Genomic DNA, 20,981 nt, shown 5'->3' with positions numbered 1-20,981 from the left:
GGTGGTAACAGCAGTGCTTTAGGCTTCAGGAGGCACAGGCTTTACTGGGTCGTCAGGTTTTTTGATATTTCTAGTGATCAGAACCTGGTCAATCTTATTGTTATCGACGTCCATGACCTCAAAGGTGTAGTCAGCGTAGACAACCTTGTCGGTGCGTTTAGGAATTTTCCGAAGCATATACATCATGAAGCCAGCTACAGTTTCATAAGCGGAATCTTCCGGCAGTTCATCAATTTCAAGTGCGTGTTCTAGATCGTCAACTGGGGTCGCACCGTCAACGAGCCAGGTATTGTCATCGCGCTGAATAATCTGCATATCTTCGTCAATGGTTACGAGGTCCCCCATTACTGTGGACATGACGTCATTGATGGTGATAATGCCGACCACGAGCGCGTATTCGTTAAGAATGACCGCAAAGTCTGAGTGCGTGCGTTGGAAGGTGTTAAGCACTTCTGAGAGCGTAAGTGAGTCCGGAATGAACTGCACGCTTTGCACGAGCTCTGGATCTTTGAAGGTAATGGGCTTTTCCTCCAAGACGCAACGGAGTAGATGTTTGGAATCCACAAAGCCGATGACGTGATCAAGGTCTTTGTCGCAGACGAGGAAGCGGTTGTAGGGGACCGTACCAATCTTTGCTCTGATACTCGCTTCGGTTTCATCGAGCGTGAAGTAAACAATACTTTCACGTGCAGTCATAGCTGACGGTACGAGACGGCTTTCCATTTCGAAGACATTCTGAATAACGGCTTCTTCCTGCGGAGCAATAACGCCGGCAGCTGTACCTGCGCCGATGCTCGCAAGAATGTCTTCGGAGGTAATCGCTTCCTGGCGCTTTGTAGGTACACCGAGAGAGCGAATGCAGGCATCAGAAAGGCGCTCAAGAATGAAAACGCACGGTTTGAAGAGCGTAATGATGCAGTGCATTGGGCGCACAACGAACATTGCTACGGCTTCCGGACGTGCAATAGCCAGTCGTTTTGGGAGGAGATCCGCAAAGATTACAAAGAGTGTCGTTGCGATAAGGAACGAAATAACAAAACTGATGCGTCCCCAATCTTGCCCCGGCAGAATTTCCGCAAGCAGCCATTGAAAGAAAGGCGAAAAGGCTGCATCACCTACAATGCCGCCCAAGAGCGCGGTAGCGTTTAGTCCAATCTGCAGAGCAGAGAAGAATTGCCCGGGGTGTTCGCGCATCTCCAATACCATGGCGGCTCGACGATCGCCGTCTTCAGAAAGCGCCATCAAGCGAGTTTTCGAAGCGGCTGAAAGAGAAATTTCAGCCGAAGAGAAAAACGCACTCAGAAGAACGAGGCAAAACAGGCCGACGACTTGCGGCAGGGAGGAGATCATGAGGAATCCGATAGGCAGAACGGGCGGAAAAAGGAATAGCGGACGGCGGTCGAGGGACTTTCCGATAGTCCGCAATTTTTACGCCGGCTCGACTGCAAATTAGATGCAGATCATGAAGTGTAGCATATTTCAATTACTAACCGTTTGTTTTTTCGCATTATTTTTTCGGATATTGGGTGTTGATGGATAATGAAGACGAGGTTTACTTCGTTCGTCAGCTACACTCGGAAGCCCAGACGTTGATAATTCCCTCCGCCAGCCGGCGATCTCTTCAAGGACGTTCTGCCGCGACGATCTCTTCACTACAAGGAAACCAACTATGAAGACCACTCTCCTTTCAGCGGCGGTTGTTGCCGCAGCCGCAACGGCTGCCTCACCCGCTTTCGCCGGTGCCGTGCTCGATAAGATTCGTGCCAATGATCAGCTTGTTTGTGGCGTGAATACGTCTGCTCCGGGTTTTTCCAGTGCCGACAGTAAGGGACATTGGGAAGGTCTCGACGTCAATCTTTGCCGATCCGTGGCTGCAGCGGTGCTTGGCAATGCAGACAAGGTGAAGTACGTTCCTTTGAGCTCTACGCAGCACATGACCGCACTGGCTTCAGGCCAGATTGATATGCTTGCGCGCAATACGACCTGGACGATGACTCGTGACGCAAGCCACGGCAACGTATTTGTGGCCGTTTCTTACTATGATGGCCAGGCCTTCATGGTTCCAAAGAGTCTCGGCGTGAAAAGTCTGAAGGAGCTTGATGGTGCGACGGTATGTGTCCAAACGGGCACAACGACCGAAAAGACTACGGCGGACTACTTCCGTTCGCATGGCATGCAGTACAAGACAGTCGTCTTCGATACAACAGAGGCTACGCAGGGGGCATTCCTTTCCGGTCGTTGTGACGCTTATACGTCCGACATGTCCGACTTGGCCGGCGTTCGTACGGTGGCTCAGGATCCCTCCAAATTTGACATTCTGCCGGAAACGATCACCAAGGAACCTCTTGGACCGGCTGTTCGACGCGGAGATTGGGAGTTTTTTGAAATCGTTCGCTGGTCCTTTATGGCGTTCCTTAATGCTGAAGAACTTGGTGTAACGCAGGCAAATGTTGATGACATGCGCAAGACTTCTAAGGATCCCAACGTGATGCGCCTTGTGGGAACAGGTGAGGATATGGGGCGTATGCTGGGTCTCGACAAGGATTGGTCTTACCGTATCATTAAGCAGGTCGGCAACTACGGTGAATCATGGACTAAGTACTTTGGTCCGACCTCACCGCTTAATCTTCCTCGCGGGATGAATAAGCTCTGGACCGATGGCGGCCTGATGTACGCCATGCCGATCCGCTGATGCTTGCCGCCTTGCGGCAGCAGGGAGCGATTTGAGCAGCTCCCATCAGAGGCTCCAGGACTTAGTCGAGACCTGGAGCCTCTCAATATGTTGATTTTCTAATAATTTGAGCCACCAACATGTTTGCTAGAGACAGCTTCAGCATCGTTCCAGGCGATGAAGCCTGGATTGCACGAGAAAAGGCACGTCGTCGTCGGGAATACACACTTCAAGCCGTGTTGATCCTCATTTTGGTGGCTTTCATTGCCGTATTGGCAACTAATGTTGCAGACAATCTCGCGGCAAAGAATATACACAGTGGCTTTGCTTTCTTAAATCATCGAGCGGGATTCGAGATCGGCGAACAGCTGATTGCCTACTCGAGTAGCGATCCGCTTTGGAAAGCTTTTTTGACAGGACTTCTCAATACACTACGGATTTCAGCCTGTACGATTGTTTCGGCAACAGTTCTTGGTGTCATCGTTGGACTGATGCGCTTGTCGAGAAACGGTGTCGTGCGTTTTCTCGGTGCTGCACATGTTGAGGCCTACCGCAATGTGCCGCTGTTGGTCCTGCTTCTTGCACTTTATTTGGTGGTAACTGAGCTCCTGCCAGGCGTTCGTCAGGCTTGGCATTTGGGCAATTGGATTTATCTCTCTAAGACAGGATTGCTTTGTGCCGTACCTTTATGGGGAATGAAAGCGCTTCTTGGCGCTTTGGTTGTCGGCGTCTTTGGTGGATGGCTAGCCGCAAAAAGACTTCAGAGGGTTCAAACGAATCTCATTGCCAATATGGGTGGTTTTTTGATTTTCGTTATTTTAAGTGCTCTCGTTTGGATCCTTTGCGGTGTCATAGGTGGTTGGGATCATCCGACTGCGACACGATTCTCAATGCGTGGCGGAGCGGCGATGACACCGGAATTTCTCACTCTTTGGCTGGGACTGACGCTTTTTACTTCTGCGTCGATTGCGGAAATCGTTCGTGCGGGGGTTGAGTCGGTAAGACCTGGGCAATGGGCTGCAGCGGCGGCTTTGGGGTTGAAGTCCGGGGAAGCAGTGAGTTACGTGATCTTCCCGCAGGCGATGCGTTTAATCATGCCGCCGCTCGCCAGTCAGTTCATGACGCTTACCAAAAATTCATCCCTTGCTGTCATGGTGGGGTACCCGGATCTCGTCAATGTTGGCACGACAGTGATGAATGTGACGGGGCAGGCATTGGAAGTCATTTGCATCATCATGGGTGTTTATCTCACGGTGAATATCATCATCGCGTTCATCATGAACCACTTTAATGCGCGTATCATGCGCGCCCCGCAGTAAGGAGGCCGTCATGCCGCAGATTCAAACAGTCGGCAATCCTGGCAGCTGGGTTATGAAGTTGCGTGAAAACTGCTTCTACTCGCCCGCTGCGAGCGTGCTTTCCGTTGTACTCGGTCTCATTATTTTGGCCGTTGTGGGCTATGTTTTCGATTGGGGCATCGCGAATGCCGTTTGGGATCCCAACCCTGCGGCTTGCCGTGAGGCTTCAGGGGCCTGTTGGGGTTTTGTAGCCGAAAAGTGGCGTCTCATTATTTTTGGCCGATTCCCCTATGAACTGCAGTGGCGTCCGGGGCTGGCAACTTTGATCATCGTCGGAATGCTTGTAGTTTCCGCAATCCCTGCCTGTTGGACGCGTCAGGGTGTCCGCATGTTGCTGTGGGGGTGGGTGGCCGCTTTTTTTGCCTTTTTTATTTTGATGTTGGGCGGCGTTTTCAATTTAGAGCCTATTGGTACCGATATGTGGGGCGGTTTGCCTCTCACCGTCATCATTACGCTTTTTGGTATGGCTGCCTCGTCGCCGCTTGGTATTCTGTTAGCGATCGGTCGCCGTAGCCGCATGCCGATTGTTTCAGCACTATCAACAGGTTACATCGAATTGGTTCGTGGTGTGCCGCTTATCACGGTGCTCTTTGTGGCCACTTTTGTCTTTCCGCTGCTTTTGCCTGAATGGTTGCAGTGTGATGCCTTCTGGCGCGTTGCTATTGGCATTGCACTCTTCCAGGCGGCATATATGGCAGAAACTGTGCGGGGCGGTTTGCAAACCATTTCCCAGGGACAGTATGCGGCAGCCCGATCTCTGGGGTTTACCGAAAGGCAGTGCTACCAGTACGTGATCCTGCCGCAGGCTTTGGTAGCCATTATTCCCGCGTTTGTCAACAGCCTACTTTCCTGCTTCATGGACACGTCCCTAGTTACCGTCGTCTCTATGTATGACTTGACGGGTAGTTTGAAACTCGCACTGGGCGATGCTGTTTGGCGTGCCTATTTTATTGAAGGGTACGTATTCATTGCGCTTGTCTATTTTATTTCGAGTTTCATTATTTCTCGGTACAGTCAGTGGCTTGAGTTACGGCTGAAAGGTGCAAAGGCGCGCCACGTTGTCCGTATTTGAGGTTTCCATGAAATTCCACGAACACATCATTCGCGTTACTGTTCCCGGACTTCCTTGTGAGGTTACTCGGGAAGAACTTTCAGGCGAGCTTGCGGATTTCGCGCATCGGCCGGAGCATTTTTTGGAAGAAGTCACGAAGTCGGAGGTTGTTTCCCCAGAGCGGCGCGGCAGCGAACCAGGAAGCATCGCATTTGAACGCAACATCTACTTTGGACACTTGGTCTTTCATGAGACAGTACAGATTGGAGCAGATGGGAGCTACCGCTCCCATGCGGCTGGTTCCGGGGAACGGCCGGCATCTGACTTTTCCATGCAGATCGAAGAACCAGAGCCTGGGCAACTCTTCATCCGCTTCATTTATTTCGAAGATCGCCCAGAAGTGCCGACAGCAATAGAGATGAACTCCCGTGAACAACAGGTCGACTATCTGCGTCGTCTTGCTTATGAGAGCAAAGACCAGAGCATTGTGGCGCAGATGCTTACCGATATTGTTGAGCGCAAAATGGCGCTTAAGAACTGATTATTGCTAACAGCTATTATTGCGGGCGCTCCGTCCTGAACCGATGAGGTTCTGGGAGAGCGCCCAAATTTTCTGCAGGATCTTCATGACAGAATTCTCCTCTCGCATCACTACGCGTATTGCTCAGGAAATCTCGGCTCGCCCAAATCAGGTGGAGGCGGCCGTCGCACTTCTTGATGGCGGCGCAACCGTTCCATTTATCGCCCGTTATCGCAAGGACGTGACCGGTAATCTTTCGGACGCGCAGCTTCGCATCCTTGAAGAGCGTCTTATTTATTTAAGGGAGCTCGACGACCGCCGCGGAGTCATCCTCGCCGCAATAGAGGCACAGGGAAAGCTCAGCGATGAGCTTCGTGAACAAATTTTAGCTGCCGACGCTAAGCAGACACTTGAAGATCTCTATGCTCCCTATAAGAGCAAACGTCGTACGCGTGCAATGATTGCCAAAGAAGCAGGGCTCGAGCCGCTCGCGGATCTTATTTTGGCAGACCGTACGGTTGATCCTATGGCGGCGGCAGAAAACTTCATTAATGCTGAAAAAGGCGTAGCTGACGCAGCGTCGGCACTCACGGGAGCCCGCGATATTTTGGCCGAGCGCATCAGTTTGGATCCTGGCTTACGCGAGACACTGCGTGAGTTCATGTCCACTCGCGGCGAGTTGGTCTCCAAGTGGGTGGAACTGGGGGGCGATCAGCCTGCTGATGCCGATGCCCAGAGTGCGAAATTCAAAGATTATTTCGAATTTCGAGAGGCACTTTCAAAAATTCCTTCCCATCGCGTGCTTGCTGTGCTTCGCGGTCGCCGTGAGGGTGTTTTGGCTGTCTCTGTCGAACTCACTCCCGATGAAGAGCTGCAGAGCCCGCATCCGGCAGAGTCGCTTATCGCGAAGCATTATGGGATTGAGCGAACAGGGCGGTTGGCCGATGACTGGCTTCTTTCCGTCTGTCGTTGGGCATGGCGCGTGAAATTGCGTCTCTCCATTGAAACAGATCTCCTTGAAGAGATTCGTGAGCGAGCGGAAGAAACGGCTATAGGAGTCTTCGGAGAAAACTTACGTGATTTGTTATTGGCTGCTCCTGCCGGGCATTATGCGGTGCTTGGTCTGGATCCAGGCTTTCGGACTGGGGTAAAGACTGCAGTTATCGACTCAACAGGTCGAGTACTCGCACATGATGTATTGATGATGCATACATCGGCAGCCCAAAAGCAGCGGGCTGAGGCACAGCTGATTGACTTATGCCATAAATACAAACCTGCGTTTATTGCTATTGGCAATGGGACGGCAAGTCGAGAAACTTCCGCCATTGTGGGAGATGTTCTGCGTACGCATTCAGATATTGAGGCGCAGCGCGTTATGGTCAGTGAAGCAGGCGCTTCGGTTTATTCCGCTTCGGAACTCGCCACGGAAGAGCTGCCAAATCTTGATGTAAGTTACCGCGGGGCGGTGTCTATCGCACGCAGACTGCAAGATCCTCTTGCTGAGTTGGTAAAAATCGATCCCAAAGCAATTGGTGTTGGTCAATATCAGCACGATGTGGATCACCTAAAGCTAGCCCGTCGTCTAGCAGCAGTGGTTGAGGACTGTGTGAACTTTGTGGGTGTTGACGTCAATACCGCAAGTCCGCAGCTTTTGTCGCATGTTGCGGGGCTGACTCGTCGTGTGGCGCAAGAAATCGTTGCTTATCGCGAAAAGGAAGGAGCTTTTCCCGACCGACAAGCATTGAAGAAAGTGCCATTTCTTGGGGATGCACGCTTTCAGCAGGCTGCTGGGTTTTTGCGCATTCCGCAGGGAACAAATCCACTGGATGAAACAGGAGTGCATCCAGAGGCCTATGGACTTGTTAAGGAGATGACCAAGGCTTTGGGCTTAACGAGTGTGCAGGATTTAATGCGAAATGGAGCCGTTTTAAAGCGCATTAAACCTACGGATTTCGTTGATGAAAAGTTCGGTGTTCTCACGATTCGCGACATTCTTGCCGAACTCGAAAAGCCTGCCCGCGATCCTCGAGCGGAATTTAAGACAGCATCCTTCAAGGATGATGTGCAGACGATTGATGATCTGCGTCCAGGCATGAAGCTTGAGGGTGTTGTTGCCAACGTAGCTGCTTTTGGCGCCTTTGTTGATATTGGGGTGCACGTCAACGGTTTGGTGCATGTGTCGGCACTAGCTGATCACTTCGTTAAGGATCCGCGGGAAGAAGTGCGAGTGGGGCAAGTAGTGCACGTTGTCGTGATTGAGGTAGACCCTGCGCGTCAACGCATTGCACTCTCCATGCGTTCAGATGGCAAGGGAGGTTATACAAGTGCCTCTGCCGTCAGTCGTAAGGGAGGCTCCGGCAGAAACGATCACAGTGATCGGAATAAGGGCGGAAAAGTTGCCCAGACGGCCCTTGGAGCAGCTTTCGCTGCACTTAAGCGATAAAACGGATCCGGGAGATTAAAGGCTCGAAGTTTAGGGATAACTTCGAGCCTTTTTGCGGCATCACTAAGATTGTGGTTACTCAGACTACCGTCAAGCGGCTAAGGATCGTGCAGCTCTCTTTATAGGCGGGAGGAACAAGGTCGTATGCTCGGTGAATGTATGCGCCGACGAAAATGCATGAATTGCGGCGACAGTGGGGCTAGGGAAAACGCATCAATACATTGTGCATTCGGCAAAGCACCTGAGCGACAAAGGGATCATGTCCGCATTTCGATTCGCAGCAGCATAGAGCTCAAATGACAGGATTTTTTATGCATAAATCGCTGGAGGATTTACTGGCCTTCTCAAGCGTTTCATTGTTCGTGATGCGCGTTCTGTAGGAGTTGCGATGGGAGGTGATAGAGCTCAACGCATGGCACTAGCCTTCGTTAATCCTAGCAGGGCGCATGCAGTTGCAAAAAAAACGGGAGAGACCGTGAAGAAGGCATGTCGCTGCAATAGGAAAGGCCCAAACGAGCAGTTCCGTTTGGGCCTTCAATGGAACGGAGGGCGACAAGAATTATTGTTTGTCAGCCTGAGCGTCTAAATTTGCTTCATGCGGTTCCTCTTCAATCGTGCCGGAAACTCGACGTTCACCGAATTCCATCAGTGCGTTGAGGATGATCGCGCCAAAGGTAGCAGTGCCGATGCCTCCGAGCGTGAAGTTCCCTAAGTGAATAGTGAAGTCGCCGCCACCCAAAATGAGTGTTACGGCTGCAACGATGAGATTGCGGTTGTCGCCGAAATCGACATGGTTCACCACCCATACGCGAGCACCCGCAACAGCAATGAGCCCGAAGACCACGATTGATGTACCGCCAAGAATTGGCTGCGGAATTGTCTGAATGACTGCACCGAACTTGGGTGAGAAGCCCAGGATGATTGCAAAACATGCCGCCACTGGAAAGAGCAGCGTCGAGTACACGCGGGTGGCAGCCATTACGCCGATATTTTCGCCGTAAGTCGTAACGCCCGTACCGCCGCAGGAGGCCGAAAACATGGTGGCAAGGCCGTCGCCGAGGAATGCACGGCCCATATACGGATCGAGATTACGGCCAGTCATAGCGGTAACCGCCTTGATGTGACCGAGGTTTTCGCCCACAAGGATGATTACCACAGGGGCGATCAGCGTGATGGCCGAAAGAGAGAAGACGGGAGTTTCAAATTGCGGCATTCCGAACCAAGCAGCTTCGGATATCTTGGCGAAGTTGATAGGGGTTCCTAATCCCATACCGTTTGTGAGAATGGCGTAGATAACGTAGGCGAGTGAAAGGCCTACGAGAATCAGAAGCTTCTGAATGAGGCCTCGGGTGTAAACAGCAACGCCGCCCACGCAGAGCACTGTAAGGATGGCAATCCAGGCGTCAAAATCTGTGGGACCGACGCTCTTAACAGCGGTGGGTGCGAGATTCAGGCCGATTACCGCCACCACTGCGCCGGTAACAACTGGCGGCATCAGGCGCTCAATCCAACGTACGCCTGTGCTCATAACGATGAGCCCAACAATTGCATAGATTAAGCCGCATATGACGATGCCGCCTAGGGCCGTTGGGATGTTGGGATTCATGCCCGAACCGGCAACGTAGCCGGTTGCTGAAATGACAACACCGATGAAGGCGAAGGAGCTGCCAAGGTAGCTCGGCACATGACCGCCCACGAGCAGAAAGAAAATGAGCGTGCCAAGGCCGCTCATCAGAATGCAGAGATTGGGGTCAAAACCCATCAATAGCGGGGCGAGCACAGTGGAGCCGAACATGGCGACAACATGCTGAACGCCCAGGGCAAGCGTTTGTCCGATAGGGAGGCGCTCATCAGGAGCGATGATGCCGGAGGTCTTCAGTTTCCAGGTAGGAAAGTAGCTCATAGCGAAAGTACGGTGCAAAGGTAGGTGAAAAGGTCAAACGGCCCCATTTTAGAGCTCGTCGTATCCAAATGTTTCGAGAATCGTTTGTGATACAAACTTTTTGGCATGGTTGTCGATAGCCATTGAAGCTTGGTTCACTGGCAATTCCTAAGGTTTTTCATGGGGCCTCTGCTAAAATGGCGAACCTTTCGGCTGCCGCGCCAATGCAATCGCCTTGCCAGAGCAGTCAGTCCATTGTCCTGAAGAAGCATGACAAGCCCTAATCCTGCGTTAGTGCGAGACGTGGAAGAACGCCGCACCTTCGCCATCATTTCCCACCCTGACGCTGGTAAGACGACACTTACCGAAAAACTCCTTCTTTTTGGCGGTGCCATTCAAATGGCTGGAGCGGTTAAAGGCCGCAAGGCCTCTCGGCATGCGACCTCTGACTGGATGGAAGTTGAGAAACAGCGCGGTATTTCGGTGACGAGTTCAGTGATGCAATTTCACTACCGCGATCACGTCATCAATCTGCTTGATACGCCGGGTCACGAGGATTTTTCGGAAGATACTTACCGTGTGCTTACAGCAGTCGATGCTGCAGTCATGGTGATTGATGCCGCCAAGGGCGTTGAGGCTCAGACGATCAAACTGCTTGAAGTCTGTCGTATGCGCAAGACGCCGATCATCACGTTCATCAATAAATTCGATCGTGAAGTCAGAGATCCTCTCGATCTGCTCGGCGAAATCGAAAACGTGCTGAAACTTCAGTGCGTACCGATTACGTGGCCGATTGGCATGGGCAAAACCTTTCGCGGCGTATTTTCATTGTTGAAGAATCATCTCGTGCGATTCACCGCTGGCGAAGATCGCCTCACGGAAGATCGCGAATTGATTGAAGGGCTCGACAATCCCGAGCTTGATGAGCTTTATCCGATGGAAATGCCCTACGTGCGCGAGTCGATCGAACTTGTGCAGGGGGCGACGGATCCCTTTGACCTTAGGAAGTTCCTTGCTGGTGAACAGAGCCCGGTATTCTTCGGTTCTGGTGTGAACAATTTTGGTGTTGAAGATGTGCTCAATGCGCTTGTCGATTGGGCTCCTCGCCCGCAGCCGCGTGATGCTGGCGTTCGCATGGTAGACCCATTTGAGGATCATTTTTCTGGATTTGTTTTCAAAATCCAAGCCAATATGGATCCTCGCCACCGCGACCGTATTGCGTTTTTCCGTGTTTGTTCTGGACGCTACCAACCTGGCATGAAAGTGCTGCATGTTCGCGAAGACCGCGAAATGAAGATTCCGAATGCACTTACTTTCATGGCGCAGGACCGTGTGATCATGACGGATGCTGTTGCTGGAGACATCATCGGTATCTACAACCATGGCCAACTTCATATTGGCGATACCTTGACACAAGGAGAAAAACTGCAATTCACCGGCATCCCCAATTTTGCGCCAGAACTTTTCCGTGCTGCTCGTTCCAAAGATCCATTCAAGGCCAAGCAATTGCAGAAGGGACTCCAAGAACTAGGCGAAGAAGGTGCAATTCAGGTTTTCACGGGCGAATTCGGAAACATTCTTCTTGGTGCGGTCGGTCAGCTGCAATTTGAGATTGTTGCACAGCGCCTGGCTGATGAATACAAAGTGGATGCACTTTACGAATCTACTGATGTTTCCACTGCTCGCTGGCTCTCGTTCCCTGACGACAAGACTAAACGTGAGTTCGAAGCGGAGCAGAATGCGCGTCTTGCCACCGATGTCAACGGGAATGAGGTTTACCTTGCAACATCGATCTACAACCTTGAAACCACGATGAAGCATTGGCCACAGGTGCAGTTTCACACTACTCGTGAAATGAATCAGGTCTTCTGATCGTTTCCGAGAGCTAATAACAATAAAGCCCGGCAGTTCACTTTGACAGAACGGTCGGGCTTTCTTTTCTTAGGCTTCCTTGGCAAGTGCTTGGCGATAAGCGGATAGTGCTTCAGGATGACAGGAAAGAACTCTTTCCAAATACCCGCGTAAACAGCAGATGGCAATGCCATAGTTTGTCATCGGGACTCCTTGAGCTTTTGCCCTGCGCAGACGCATCAGCATGTGTCTGCGCGTTACAACGCAGCCGCCGCATTGGATCAGTACTTTGTAAGGACGAAGATCATCAGGGAAATCTTTGCCGACAGCCACATCAATCGTAAGATTGACTTTGGTTTTCTCTCGCAGCCAGCGAGGAATTTTCAGGCGTCCGATGTCATCTTTCTGCGGATGATGGCTGCACGTTTCACAAATGAGAACTTTGTCGCCGTCCTTGAGATGCGAAAGGGCTGCTGCTCCGCGAGCAAGTTCAATCAGATCGCTTTTAGCGTAGGCCATCTGCAGAGAGAAAGTCGTGAGCGGAATGTTGTCGGGCGTTTGGGCTGCGACATCATCAATCGCTTGCGAATCTGTCATTACGAAGGCAGGGTTCACCTTAAGTTCATTGATGGCTTCAGCTACGCGGTCCTGTTGCACGACCACTACTTTGGCATGAGCGTCAAGGAGTTCCCGGATTGCTTGCACTTGAGGAAGAATCAAACGTCCTTTGGGAGCTCCGCTATCGATTGGGGTAACCAGAACAACGGTATCTCCGGCATGGGCAAGATCGCCGGCGATTGGGCGGTCAGGCTCCGTATCATCCTGCACGATCTTAATGATGGCTGTTCGGAGGGCGTCTACGCCGCATTCAGTTCTTGCATCCGTGATGACAATGGGCAGCCCTAGAGACTCGGCGTCAGACAGTACTTCAGCGGAAGGGGCTCCTCCCGCAAGATCGGCTTTGTTGAGAACGAGGATTGCTGGGGTGCCGAGATGTTTGGCATCTGCAGCAATTTCTCGATCATTGTTTTCGAGGCCTTGGGCCGATGCAACGATGAGCGCAAGATCGACCCATTCAAGTACGGTCTTGGAGCGTTCGACGCGGGCGCGGCCAAGTTCTCCGACATCATCAATACCAGCGGTGTCGATGAAGACTACGGGGCCGATGGGGGCGAGTTCACAGGCTTTTTCCACCGGGTCCGTTGTGGTGCCGGGAACATCAGAGACAATGGAAATGTGTTGGTGCGTCAATGCATTGGCCAGTGAACTTTTACCGGCATTGCGTCGACCGAAGAGACCGATATGGATGCGTAGACCTTTGGGCGTGTCGAGCATGGTGAATTCCGAGGTACTTATGAGAGGAGCTGCTTGAGTTCTGAGGTTTGAGGAATCTCAGACGTGTGCGGCTTTTGTTTGATGGTGGTGGTATAGCGCAAAAAGAAAAGGCCGGATGGAAAATCCGGCCTTTAGCACATTGCTGCGCCTCATGTGAATGAGGAAAAATGCAGCGGCATGCTCACATTACTTCTCGATGTCGGTGCGAACAACATCTCGTTCGAACCAGATCGGAGCATGGTGTTCTGCTGCTTCAACCGAGATGGTGCCCGGGCCAAGACGCCAGATGCCCTTGAAGTGCTCGAGCGAGAGAAGTGCGAGCGGGATATGAGCGCAAACCACGAGGACTGAGATGATGATTGAACCCCAGACGTGGAAATAGAAGGTGGCCCAGTATACAAACTTGCCCGTGACCGGTGCACCGATCCAAAGGAGCCAGCCCGTCACCGCCAGCGCGGCAATCATACCCATGAAGAGCAGGTAAGAAGCCTTCTGGCCACCGTTGTAACGGCCCTGCGGAGGAACTTCAACTGGACCGAACGGGATCTTGAAGAAACGGCGGGGATAGCCACCGAAGTTGCGGAACCAGTAGATCGTATTGCGATCCCACTCCAAGCAGGCACGCATGATCAGAGCAAAGCGGTCCGGGGCAATCACGATGAAGCCGAGCAGGTTGAACGTGAACACTGCGCCGAGAATCAAGTGAATAAGCATGGCCGTTTCGGCAGCTTCATCCGACGGATTCAAAAAGTAAACGTACATGCCCGTAAAGAGCAGTGCGAACCACGTGATGGCGTTGAGCGAGTGAAAAACCTTATCCGGCGCATGAAAACGCAGAATACGGTCTGGAGCAAGGGCGGGAATATCAGACATGAGCAGCCTCCGTCATGGTTAGCATGGAACGGGAGTAGAAATGGGTGTGCAGGAGCTCGTGCATCGTATGATCCACGGGCTTGGCCTTCATGGTCTTATAGACAGACATCACAACCGGATTGTTGTGCGAAGAGGCAAGTCCCATTGCCTGACAAAGCTTGTCATCTTGATAGAGACCGGCTTGACGAGCAAGGATGATTGAACTGCGGCGCGACACCATGTCGCCAATTGCCCAGCCGCAAACGACTGCGGCGCCGATGCAGAGGCCGCTCACCTTCAGGAAGCCTCGACGGCCGAGAATCAAGGCCGCAGGACGTTCCGCGTAGGAATAGTTTTGAGAGAACATTTTTTTGAGAACCTCTAAAAATTAGACGCGCAGGGGAAGCGGTGTGGTGGGCTTGAGCCAAGATGTACCAACTGGCTGAACCGGCTGGCCGCCGCCGTTGACGCAGCCGCCAGGACAGTTCATGACTTCGATGAAGTGGTAGCGGTTCTTATCGACGCGAACACGGTGGAGCACTTCAGCGATACCCTGGTTGCAGCCGTTAACGACACAAACGCGGACTTCAAAAATCTTGCCGCCGAGTTCCTTAACGGGAACGGGGATTGTGGCTTCAATAATCGCGTTGTTGTGGCCGCGAACGACCTCAATGTCCTTGTTATCGAGTTCCTTGCCAGCGAGGGCAAAGTAGGCGGTGCGCAGCGCCGCTTCCATCACGCCGCCGGAGCAGCCGAAGATCGTGCCAGCGCCAGAATAGACCTCAAGCGGATGTGTTTCGCTGTCGCGCTTGCGGGTCTTCGGCATAAGGAGCGGGTTGATGCCCTTGCGACGGAAAAGTTCGGCAAGGTCGCGCGCCGTGAGAGAGGCGTCAATATCTTGGAAGGAAGGCGTGTTAGCCGGGATTTCCTTGTGCTCAATGAGCCAACGCCAGGCGGTATTCATTTCGGGACGGGAAGCCTCGAAGATCTTGGCCGTGCAGGGCGTCATCGAAACAAAGTAGACCTTGCGGGGATCGCACTTGAGAATGTGCTTGGCTGCCCACGTCTTCGCGAGCGTGCCACCCATCTGCAGAGGGGATTTCGCGGTGGAAAGGTGGGGGAGCATGTCGGCCGCATAAGTTTCGGCGTACTTCACCCAGCCCGGGCAGCAAGATGTGAAATGCGGGAACGGGTGTTTACCCTGCTCGTCGACTTCAGGCCCACGTTCGCCGAGTACCCAGTATTGCACCTTCTTCACGAATTCGGTGCCTTCTTCGATAATCGTCTGGTCCGCAGAGCTGTTGCAGTCGTACGTGACGCAGCCGAGGGCTTCCAGAGCGTTGACCATTTGCTCGGTCGAGAGTTCACCGGGTTCCCCACCGAATTCTTCGCAGATCGATACGCGCACGGCTGGCGACGGCTGGGCAACCACGATGCGGTCCTTAGCGTCAAGAACGCGTTCGACCTCATCAACGAAGCTCATCTGCTCAATGGCATTGAACGGGCAGGCCACAAGGCACTGGCCGCAATAAAGGCACGCATCGTCAATGATCTCGTGTTTGGCGCCGAGACCACCCTTAATGGCATCTGTCGGGCAGAACTTGCGGCAGGTGTCGCACCCAACGCAGTGATCTTTGTTGATGTGAATAATCCCGCGCAGCTCACCCTTGCGCAGATTGCCTTCGTAGGCGCCACCGTTCTGACCGTATGCGTTTTCGCCCGGCCCGAAGGTGTGGATCGTCATCGTATCCTTGAACATGGACATTTTCTCCGAAGTCGGAAAAACACCTAAAGGGGCGCACCCCTAGGTAGAGGGCGTCCGCAGCGCAGTTCCTTCTTCTTGTTGCAGTCCGAAGTTTCAGCGAACCGTCGTGCAGCGTGAGCGCCCGACGATTGGGATCGTTGAAATTTCTGGACATGTTTTTAATTTTGAGCGGGAGCAAGTCGAATTAGTAGAAAGTTAATCCGAGACTCCTGCGAACGCCCGCATTTTATCGTGCAGCTAGCTCGAACGTAATGCCCCTGTTTAATACCAAGTAGGTAGACATCGGTAGTTCTTTGGAAGTGTTTTGAATTGTTTCTATGCGGTAGTTAATGCAAATCAAACTGGAACTGCATTGTGAACAATTCCCTTCATATTCCTGAGAAATTTCGTCAGGATTATCAGTGAAGCATCTTGCATTCAATTGGTACAAAAACTGGATTATCAGAAGAGCAGCTTCAAAGGGCTGAACAAGATGACTTTTATCGTTCGGTTTGCCTTGTTTAGAGGGATATCCATCTAATTCTGCAGAGTTGATTGCTTGCCGGCGTCATGAGGACTGTCGAGGATGCTTGGGGATTATCAATAAAAATGGCAGCTCTTATTGAGCTGCCATTTTTAGGAAACTTGAACAGTTTTTTTACATGTCCTCTTCTTTGAGCGGGGCACGAAGTTCCGCACGAACGTGATCCATGCCGGCATAGAAAGCTTTCATCATGACGAGACCGAGGAATTTGCCGGCATCCGTGACGATAATGCGGTCAGGATCGTTTGGGTCATCCTTGATGGCGCCCGAAAGGCGCAATCCCATCATTTCCTTCATGAGCGCACGGTCGAGATTGACACCGTGAACTTCACGGAAGTACTTGCGCGAAAGGCGGTGAGAGAATAGTCCGAGAAGGAGTCGATACTGCAGAATTGAATGTTTGTCGAACGTACGGCGGCGTTCGACACCAGTATTGCCAGCAGCGATACGTTCGGCGTAGCGGCGAAGACTGAAGGTATTGACGTAGAGACTGTCACCGAGGAAGCTGAAAGCACCGGAACCAACGCCTAGATATTCGTCGTGGTCAACAACGTACTCATCGAACCCTTCGTCGTTTGTACGTCCAAAGGTCCATGAGGTGAGTTGGCGATAATGATTCTCGAGCGAATCCATGATCACGCGATATTGATCTGCGAGCTCAAGGCCCGTAGCGGCAATCTTGGCTCTGGCACTTGCACGCGTCTGCGAAGTTACCATCAGCGGATAGGTCGTTACCTGACGAGGATTGAGTTTCACAATCTTTTCCATGTCTTCATGGAGGACATCAAGCGATTGACCGCGGAAGCCGAACATCATGTCAACATTGCAGGTGGGGAAGAGTTCCTGCGCATATTGAAGGCGTTCGTAAATCTGCTCTCCGGAACCAAATTTCTCATATCGGTCAGAAAGCTTCAAAATTTCATCATTGAAACTCTGTACGCCGATGGACATACGGTCGACGAGCCCTTGCAGGTTGCGAAACTGCGGCGTCATGATGACTTGCGGATCCGTTTCGCATGAAATTTCTTTGATGGATGGAAAGAGCTTTTTGGCAAGTTCGAGCGTCTTGACGAGTTCGTCCTCAAGAATTGTGGTCGTACCGCCGCCCACATACATCGCCGTGAAGTCATATCCCAGTGCTTTTACATATTCCATTTCCTTGCGCAGGTTCTGGAAATATTCACGCGCTTTCCATTCCTTGAAAAGGAAGCGATGGAAAGTGCAGTATGTACAGAGCGTGTGGCAGAAGGGCACATGCGCGTAAAGCATGTACTGGTGTCCTTCCTGCGGTAACGGCGGATTTTTTAAGATCACCGGTTCGCAGTTCAGATACCGCTTGGTGTAGTAGTTCATCACTCGGTCGGTAAGTCCGACCATCCAGTCCGGAAGCAGCTCGCGCGGCTTGGGAACGTAGGTGCTGTTCGTCATGAAGGTCTGGCGGGGCCGATTTCGGGCCCGAAGATGTTTTTGAAGTTCCGGATTCTAAACAATGCGCATCCGGAGTTTCCTGAAGAAGCGTAAGTCTGATGGAGATAAATCAACGCCCGCAGATCTTTCTGCGGGCGTTGATTTCACTTTAGTCACAAGGTTAGTCAGCCGTGAACGGCGTACAGCTTTTTAATCTCGGCGGCAAAGTGCTTTGAGAGCGGGCCGCGTTTGAGCTTCAAAGTCGGCGTTATCAGACCGTTTTCGATCGTCCAGGGTTCCGTCGTAAGAATTACGGCACGCGGAAGCGCATAGTTGGGGAAGTCAGCTGCCGCAGTCTTAGCACGCTTAAGTGCTGTTGTACGTACTGCAGGTGAAGCAAGGCTTTCAGGCGCATTGGGATCAAGATTAAGCGATGCGGCAAGGCTAGCCCATTCATTGGGCTCTACGACGGCAAGGAGGCCAAGGTAAGGTTTGTTCTCTCCCACGATGTAGGCTTGTGCGAAGAGCGGATCGGTTTCGATAGCGCTTTCCAAATCAGCAGGAGGAATTTTTTCTCCTGTGCTGGTTACGATGATTTCCTTGATGCGTCCCTTAATCTTGAGCATCCCGTCAGCATTGAACTCGCCGACGTCACCGGTTTTAAGCCAACCGTCCTTAGTAAAAGCAGCCGCAGTGTCTTCAGGGCGGTGCCAATAACCTTTCATGATGGAGGGTGCGCGGACCTGAATTTCATTGCCCTCGCCTAGGCGGATTTCGACATTACAGAAAGGTTTGCCAACAGTGTCGGGCTGATTGAACTCAACACAGTTGCCAGCAATGATAGGACTGGCTTCGGTCATGCCGTAGCCTTGAATGATAGGCAGTCCCAAGCCGCAGAAGGTGCGGGCAACTTTGTGATTGAGCGCTGCGCCTCCCGAAATGGCAATACGAAGGCGTCCGCCAAACTGCGAAAGAAGTGTATTGGCCATTTTGTGAAGCAGCGTTGCGCGAACAATCCCGTCGAGCCACGAACGACCGGATTTTTCTACTGGAAGATGGTTCTTGCGGCAAAAATCGCGCCAACCCACTTCAACAGCCCAGTCAAAAAGCTTCTTGGCGATAGGACGGGACTTCCGAAGCTTATCCTGCACGCGAGCGTAAATACGTTCATACACACGGGGGACCGAAATGATTACCGTGGGCTTAATTGTTTTCAAATCTTCGGCAAGCAGCAATACAGAGCGGTTGTAGGCAATGATGCAGCCAGTGGCCAAGGCGAGGTAGTATCCGGCCGTGCGTTCGAATGTATGCGATAGCGGCAGGAAAGAAAGAAAGGTGTCCCCCACTTTTGGGGACACACATTCGAGTGTTGCCTTTACATTGCTCACAATGTTGCGATGCGTGAGCATCACGCCCTTTGGGCGACCGGTAGTGCCGGATGTATAGATGATGCCGGCTAAGTCATCTTCAAGCGGACCGGCAGGGAGATCTTCTGTCCCGGAAGCCCCTTCCAGAAGGATCGACTCAAGACTGCGGATGTGAAAACGTCCTTCAGACTTGTCTTCGGTTTCTCCCGGATCGGTAATGATGATGTTCTTAAGGTCGGGTAGCGGGACGCCTGTGGCGCGGATCTGCTGCCAGCGAGTCAGTTTGTTAGTGACTAAAGTCGCAGCTTGACTATCGATGGTAATAAAAGCACTTGCTCCCGGCGTATCAATTGCATGCAGCGGTACCGGAATGAGACCATTGGCAAGCGCAGCCTGATCGGCGCAGACATGGTCACGTCCGTTGGGCATCAGGATCGCGATGCGTTCCCCAGGTTTTAATCCCATCGCCGCAAAAGCTCGGCGCCAGGCCAGCACGTGCTCGCCCAGTTCCTTATAGGTCCAGCTTTCCCATTTTCCGGTCGCACGGTCGTACTGGCGCAAGGCTTCACGGTCGCCGTTCTTTTGGATGCTCTGCATGAGCAGTTCGGGGAGTGTGGTCAGCCCATCGAGTTCACTTGATCGACCCATTCTCTGATAGATCCTTAATGAGATTCTTTTTTTATGCGCTCACGAACTTTGTGAACAAAGTTCGGATGCACTAAACCAAGCGTAAAACTATAGAAGAAGTTGCCTTGTTTCTGTCCTAATTTATCCGTATTTACCCTGACACCTTAACTAAATCGTTATATGATGGTCCTTGGTCGGAGCAACGAATGCGGCTTCTTTACTTCATAAAGCCGCACGTGATGGAGGATTATCTAATGAGTAAGTACGCTTCCGTGCTCGAACTTATCGGCAATACGCCGGTGGTGCGCCTGTCGCGTCTCTTCCCGGATCATGATGTTTGGTTGAAGCTGGAGCGCGCCAATCCGGGTGGATCTGTTAAGGATCGTATTGCATTGCAAATGGTGCTTGATGCGGTTGCCCGCGGTGACCTCAAAAAAGGAGGCACTATTATCGAACCAACATCAGGCAACACCGGCGTGGGACTTGCGATGGTGAGTGCTGTGCTGGGCTTCCGTATGATTCTCGTCATGCCAGAATCGATGAGCGTGGAGCGTCGTCTTCTTGCTCAGGCCTATGGTGCGGAACTTGTTCTTACACCTGCTGCACAGGGTATGAAAGGTGCCGTCGACCGTGCGCTGGCATTGCAGAAGGAGCTGCCTGATGCTTGGGTGGCAGGCCAATTTGAAAACCCAAGTAATCCCAAGGCGCACGAATTGCGCACGGGGCCGGAAATTGTCGCTGACTTCCCTGAAGGGTTGGATGTCTTCGTTTCGGCTTTTGGTACCGGCGGCAATGTTTCGGGTATTTCACGGGTTTTGAAACGCGCCTGGCCGACCGTGAAGACCTATGCTGTCGAACCGAAGGGCAGCCCACTTCTTACGGAGGGGCACGCTGGTCCGCATCGCATTCAGGGTATCGGCGCCAATTTTGTGCCGGGCAATCTTGACAAGAACGTGATTGACCAGTTCCTGGATATTGAAGACGATGCTGCTTTTGCGTATGCACAGGCGGCAGCTCGTCAGGAAGGTTTGCTCGTTGGTATTTCCACTGGTGCGGTACTCGCTGCCGTTGCAGGGCTTTTGCCGACCTTGCCGAAAGCTTCGCGAGTTTTAGCGCTTAACTTTGATACTGGTGAGCGCTATCTGTCGGTTCCAGGTTTCGTGAAGACGAATGCCTAATTTTTGAAGTCAGCAATCTTTCAATAAAATCAGCCCGTTTTTCCTGAACTCCCGGTTAACTGATCCATAAATCAGCGGAGAGTTTTAGGCGGCAGTTTCAATCCAAGCAGCGCGAGCATATCGCGCTGCTTTTTACTTAACTGACGCACCA

15 protein-coding genes are annotated in these 20,981 nt (G+C 52.1%); 7 read left to right on the top strand and 8 right to left on the bottom strand.

Going from position 1 to position 20,981, the window contains the following annotated elements:
• Positions 1-18 precede the first annotated feature (18 nt).
• On the bottom strand, positions 19-1,350 hold the full coding sequence (paeA, locus tag DES29_RS01245; RefSeq protein WP_016475274.1) for a polyamine export protein PaeA: 1,332 nt from the start codon (positions 1,348-1,350) through the stop codon (positions 19-21).
• 319 nt (positions 1,351-1,669) lie between these two features.
• Between paeA and DES29_RS01240 the strand changes: the two genes are divergently transcribed.
• The 5 genes from DES29_RS01240 (at position 1,670) to DES29_RS01220 (ending at position 8,043) form a co-directional block, all read left to right on the top strand.
• A complete protein-coding gene (locus tag DES29_RS01240) occupies positions 1,670-2,692 on the top strand; it encodes an amino acid ABC transporter substrate-binding protein (RefSeq protein WP_005429248.1) in 1,023 nt (340 codons plus the stop codon).
• Between the two features lie 233 nt (positions 2,693-2,925).
• Entirely contained in the window at positions 2,926-3,990 is a 1,065-nt protein-coding gene (locus DES29_RS01235; RefSeq protein WP_236578867.1) for an amino acid ABC transporter permease, read from the top strand.
• 10 nt (positions 3,991-4,000) lie between these two features.
• Complete coding sequence (locus DES29_RS01230) at positions 4,001-5,101, top strand: amino acid ABC transporter permease (RefSeq protein WP_016475272.1); 1,101 nt, start codon at positions 4,001-4,003, stop codon at positions 5,099-5,101.
• A gap of 7 nt (positions 5,102-5,108) precedes the next feature.
• Positions 5,109-5,621: an AtaL-like protein gene (locus DES29_RS01225; RefSeq protein WP_016475271.1), complete on the top strand. Its 513-nt coding sequence runs from the start codon at positions 5,109-5,111 to the stop codon at positions 5,619-5,621.
• An 85-nt stretch (positions 5,622-5,706) separates the two neighbouring features.
• Positions 5,707-8,043, top strand: coding sequence for a Tex family protein (locus tag DES29_RS01220; protein WP_021994636.1), 2,337 nt, complete (start codon positions 5,707-5,709; stop codon positions 8,041-8,043).
• 559 nt (positions 8,044-8,602) lie between these two features.
• Here the strand turns inward: DES29_RS01220 and DES29_RS01215 are convergent.
• Positions 8,603-9,946, bottom strand: coding sequence for a solute carrier family 23 protein (locus DES29_RS01215; protein WP_016475269.1), 1,344 nt, complete (start codon positions 9,944-9,946; stop codon positions 8,603-8,605).
• Between the two features lie 249 nt (positions 9,947-10,195).
• Here DES29_RS01215 and DES29_RS01210 point away from each other — a divergent pair, with 249 nt between their 5' ends.
• Positions 10,196-11,797 carry a peptide chain release factor 3 gene (locus DES29_RS01210; RefSeq protein WP_005429265.1) on the top strand — a complete coding sequence of 534 codons (1,602 nt, stop codon included), beginning with the start codon at positions 10,196-10,198 and terminating at the stop codon, positions 11,795-11,797.
• Between the two features lie 69 nt (positions 11,798-11,866).
• Here the strand turns inward: DES29_RS01210 and hydF are convergent, their stop codons facing one another.
• The 6 genes from hydF to DES29_RS01180 all read right to left on the bottom strand — a co-directional run bounded on the left by hydF (position 11,867) and on the right by DES29_RS01180 (position 19,673).
• Positions 11,867-13,111 carry a [FeFe] hydrogenase H-cluster maturation GTPase HydF gene (gene hydF / locus DES29_RS01205; protein WP_021994637.1) on the bottom strand — a complete coding sequence of 415 codons (1,245 nt, stop codon included), beginning with the start codon at positions 13,109-13,111 and terminating at the stop codon, positions 11,867-11,869.
• 186 nt (positions 13,112-13,297) lie between these two features.
• Complete coding sequence (locus tag DES29_RS01200) at positions 13,298-13,984, bottom strand: cytochrome b/b6 domain-containing protein (RefSeq protein WP_005429269.1); 687 nt, start codon at positions 13,982-13,984, stop codon at positions 13,298-13,300.
• A complete protein-coding gene (locus tag DES29_RS01195) occupies positions 13,977-14,330 on the bottom strand; it encodes an iron hydrogenase small subunit (protein ID WP_113854333.1) in 354 nt (117 codons plus the stop codon). Before DES29_RS01195 ends, DES29_RS01200 begins: the two co-directional genes overlap by 8 nt.
• A 21-nt stretch (positions 14,331-14,351) precedes the next feature.
• Positions 14,352-15,722, bottom strand: coding sequence for a [Fe-Fe] hydrogenase large subunit C-terminal domain-containing protein (locus tag DES29_RS01190; RefSeq protein ID WP_021994638.1), 1,371 nt, complete (start codon positions 15,720-15,722; stop codon positions 14,352-14,354).
• A gap of 643 nt (positions 15,723-16,365) precedes the next feature.
• Positions 16,366-17,679, bottom strand: a complete 1,314-nt coding sequence (locus DES29_RS01185; protein ID WP_016475266.1) for a coproporphyrinogen III oxidase family protein — start codon at positions 17,677-17,679, stop codon at positions 16,366-16,368.
• A gap of 164 nt (positions 17,680-17,843) precedes the next feature.
• Positions 17,844-19,673: an AMP-dependent synthetase/ligase gene (locus DES29_RS01180; protein ID WP_021994639.1), complete on the bottom strand. Its 1,830-nt coding sequence runs from the start codon at positions 19,671-19,673 to the stop codon at positions 17,844-17,846.
• Positions 19,674-19,906: 233 nt separating this feature from the next.
• On the opposite strand from DES29_RS01180, the gene cysK reads away from it, so the two are divergent.
• Complete coding sequence (cysK, locus tag DES29_RS01175; protein ID WP_038025330.1) at positions 19,907-20,830, top strand: cysteine synthase A; 924 nt, start codon at positions 19,907-19,909, stop codon at positions 20,828-20,830.
• Positions 20,831-20,981 lie beyond the last annotated feature (151 nt).

The sequence above is a fragment of the Sutterella wadsworthensis genome (assembly GCF_003315195.1).
Lineage (GTDB): Bacteria > Pseudomonadota > Gammaproteobacteria > Burkholderiales > Burkholderiaceae_F > Sutterella > Sutterella wadsworthensis.
This window is presented reverse-complemented; position numbering and strand designations above follow the sequence as displayed.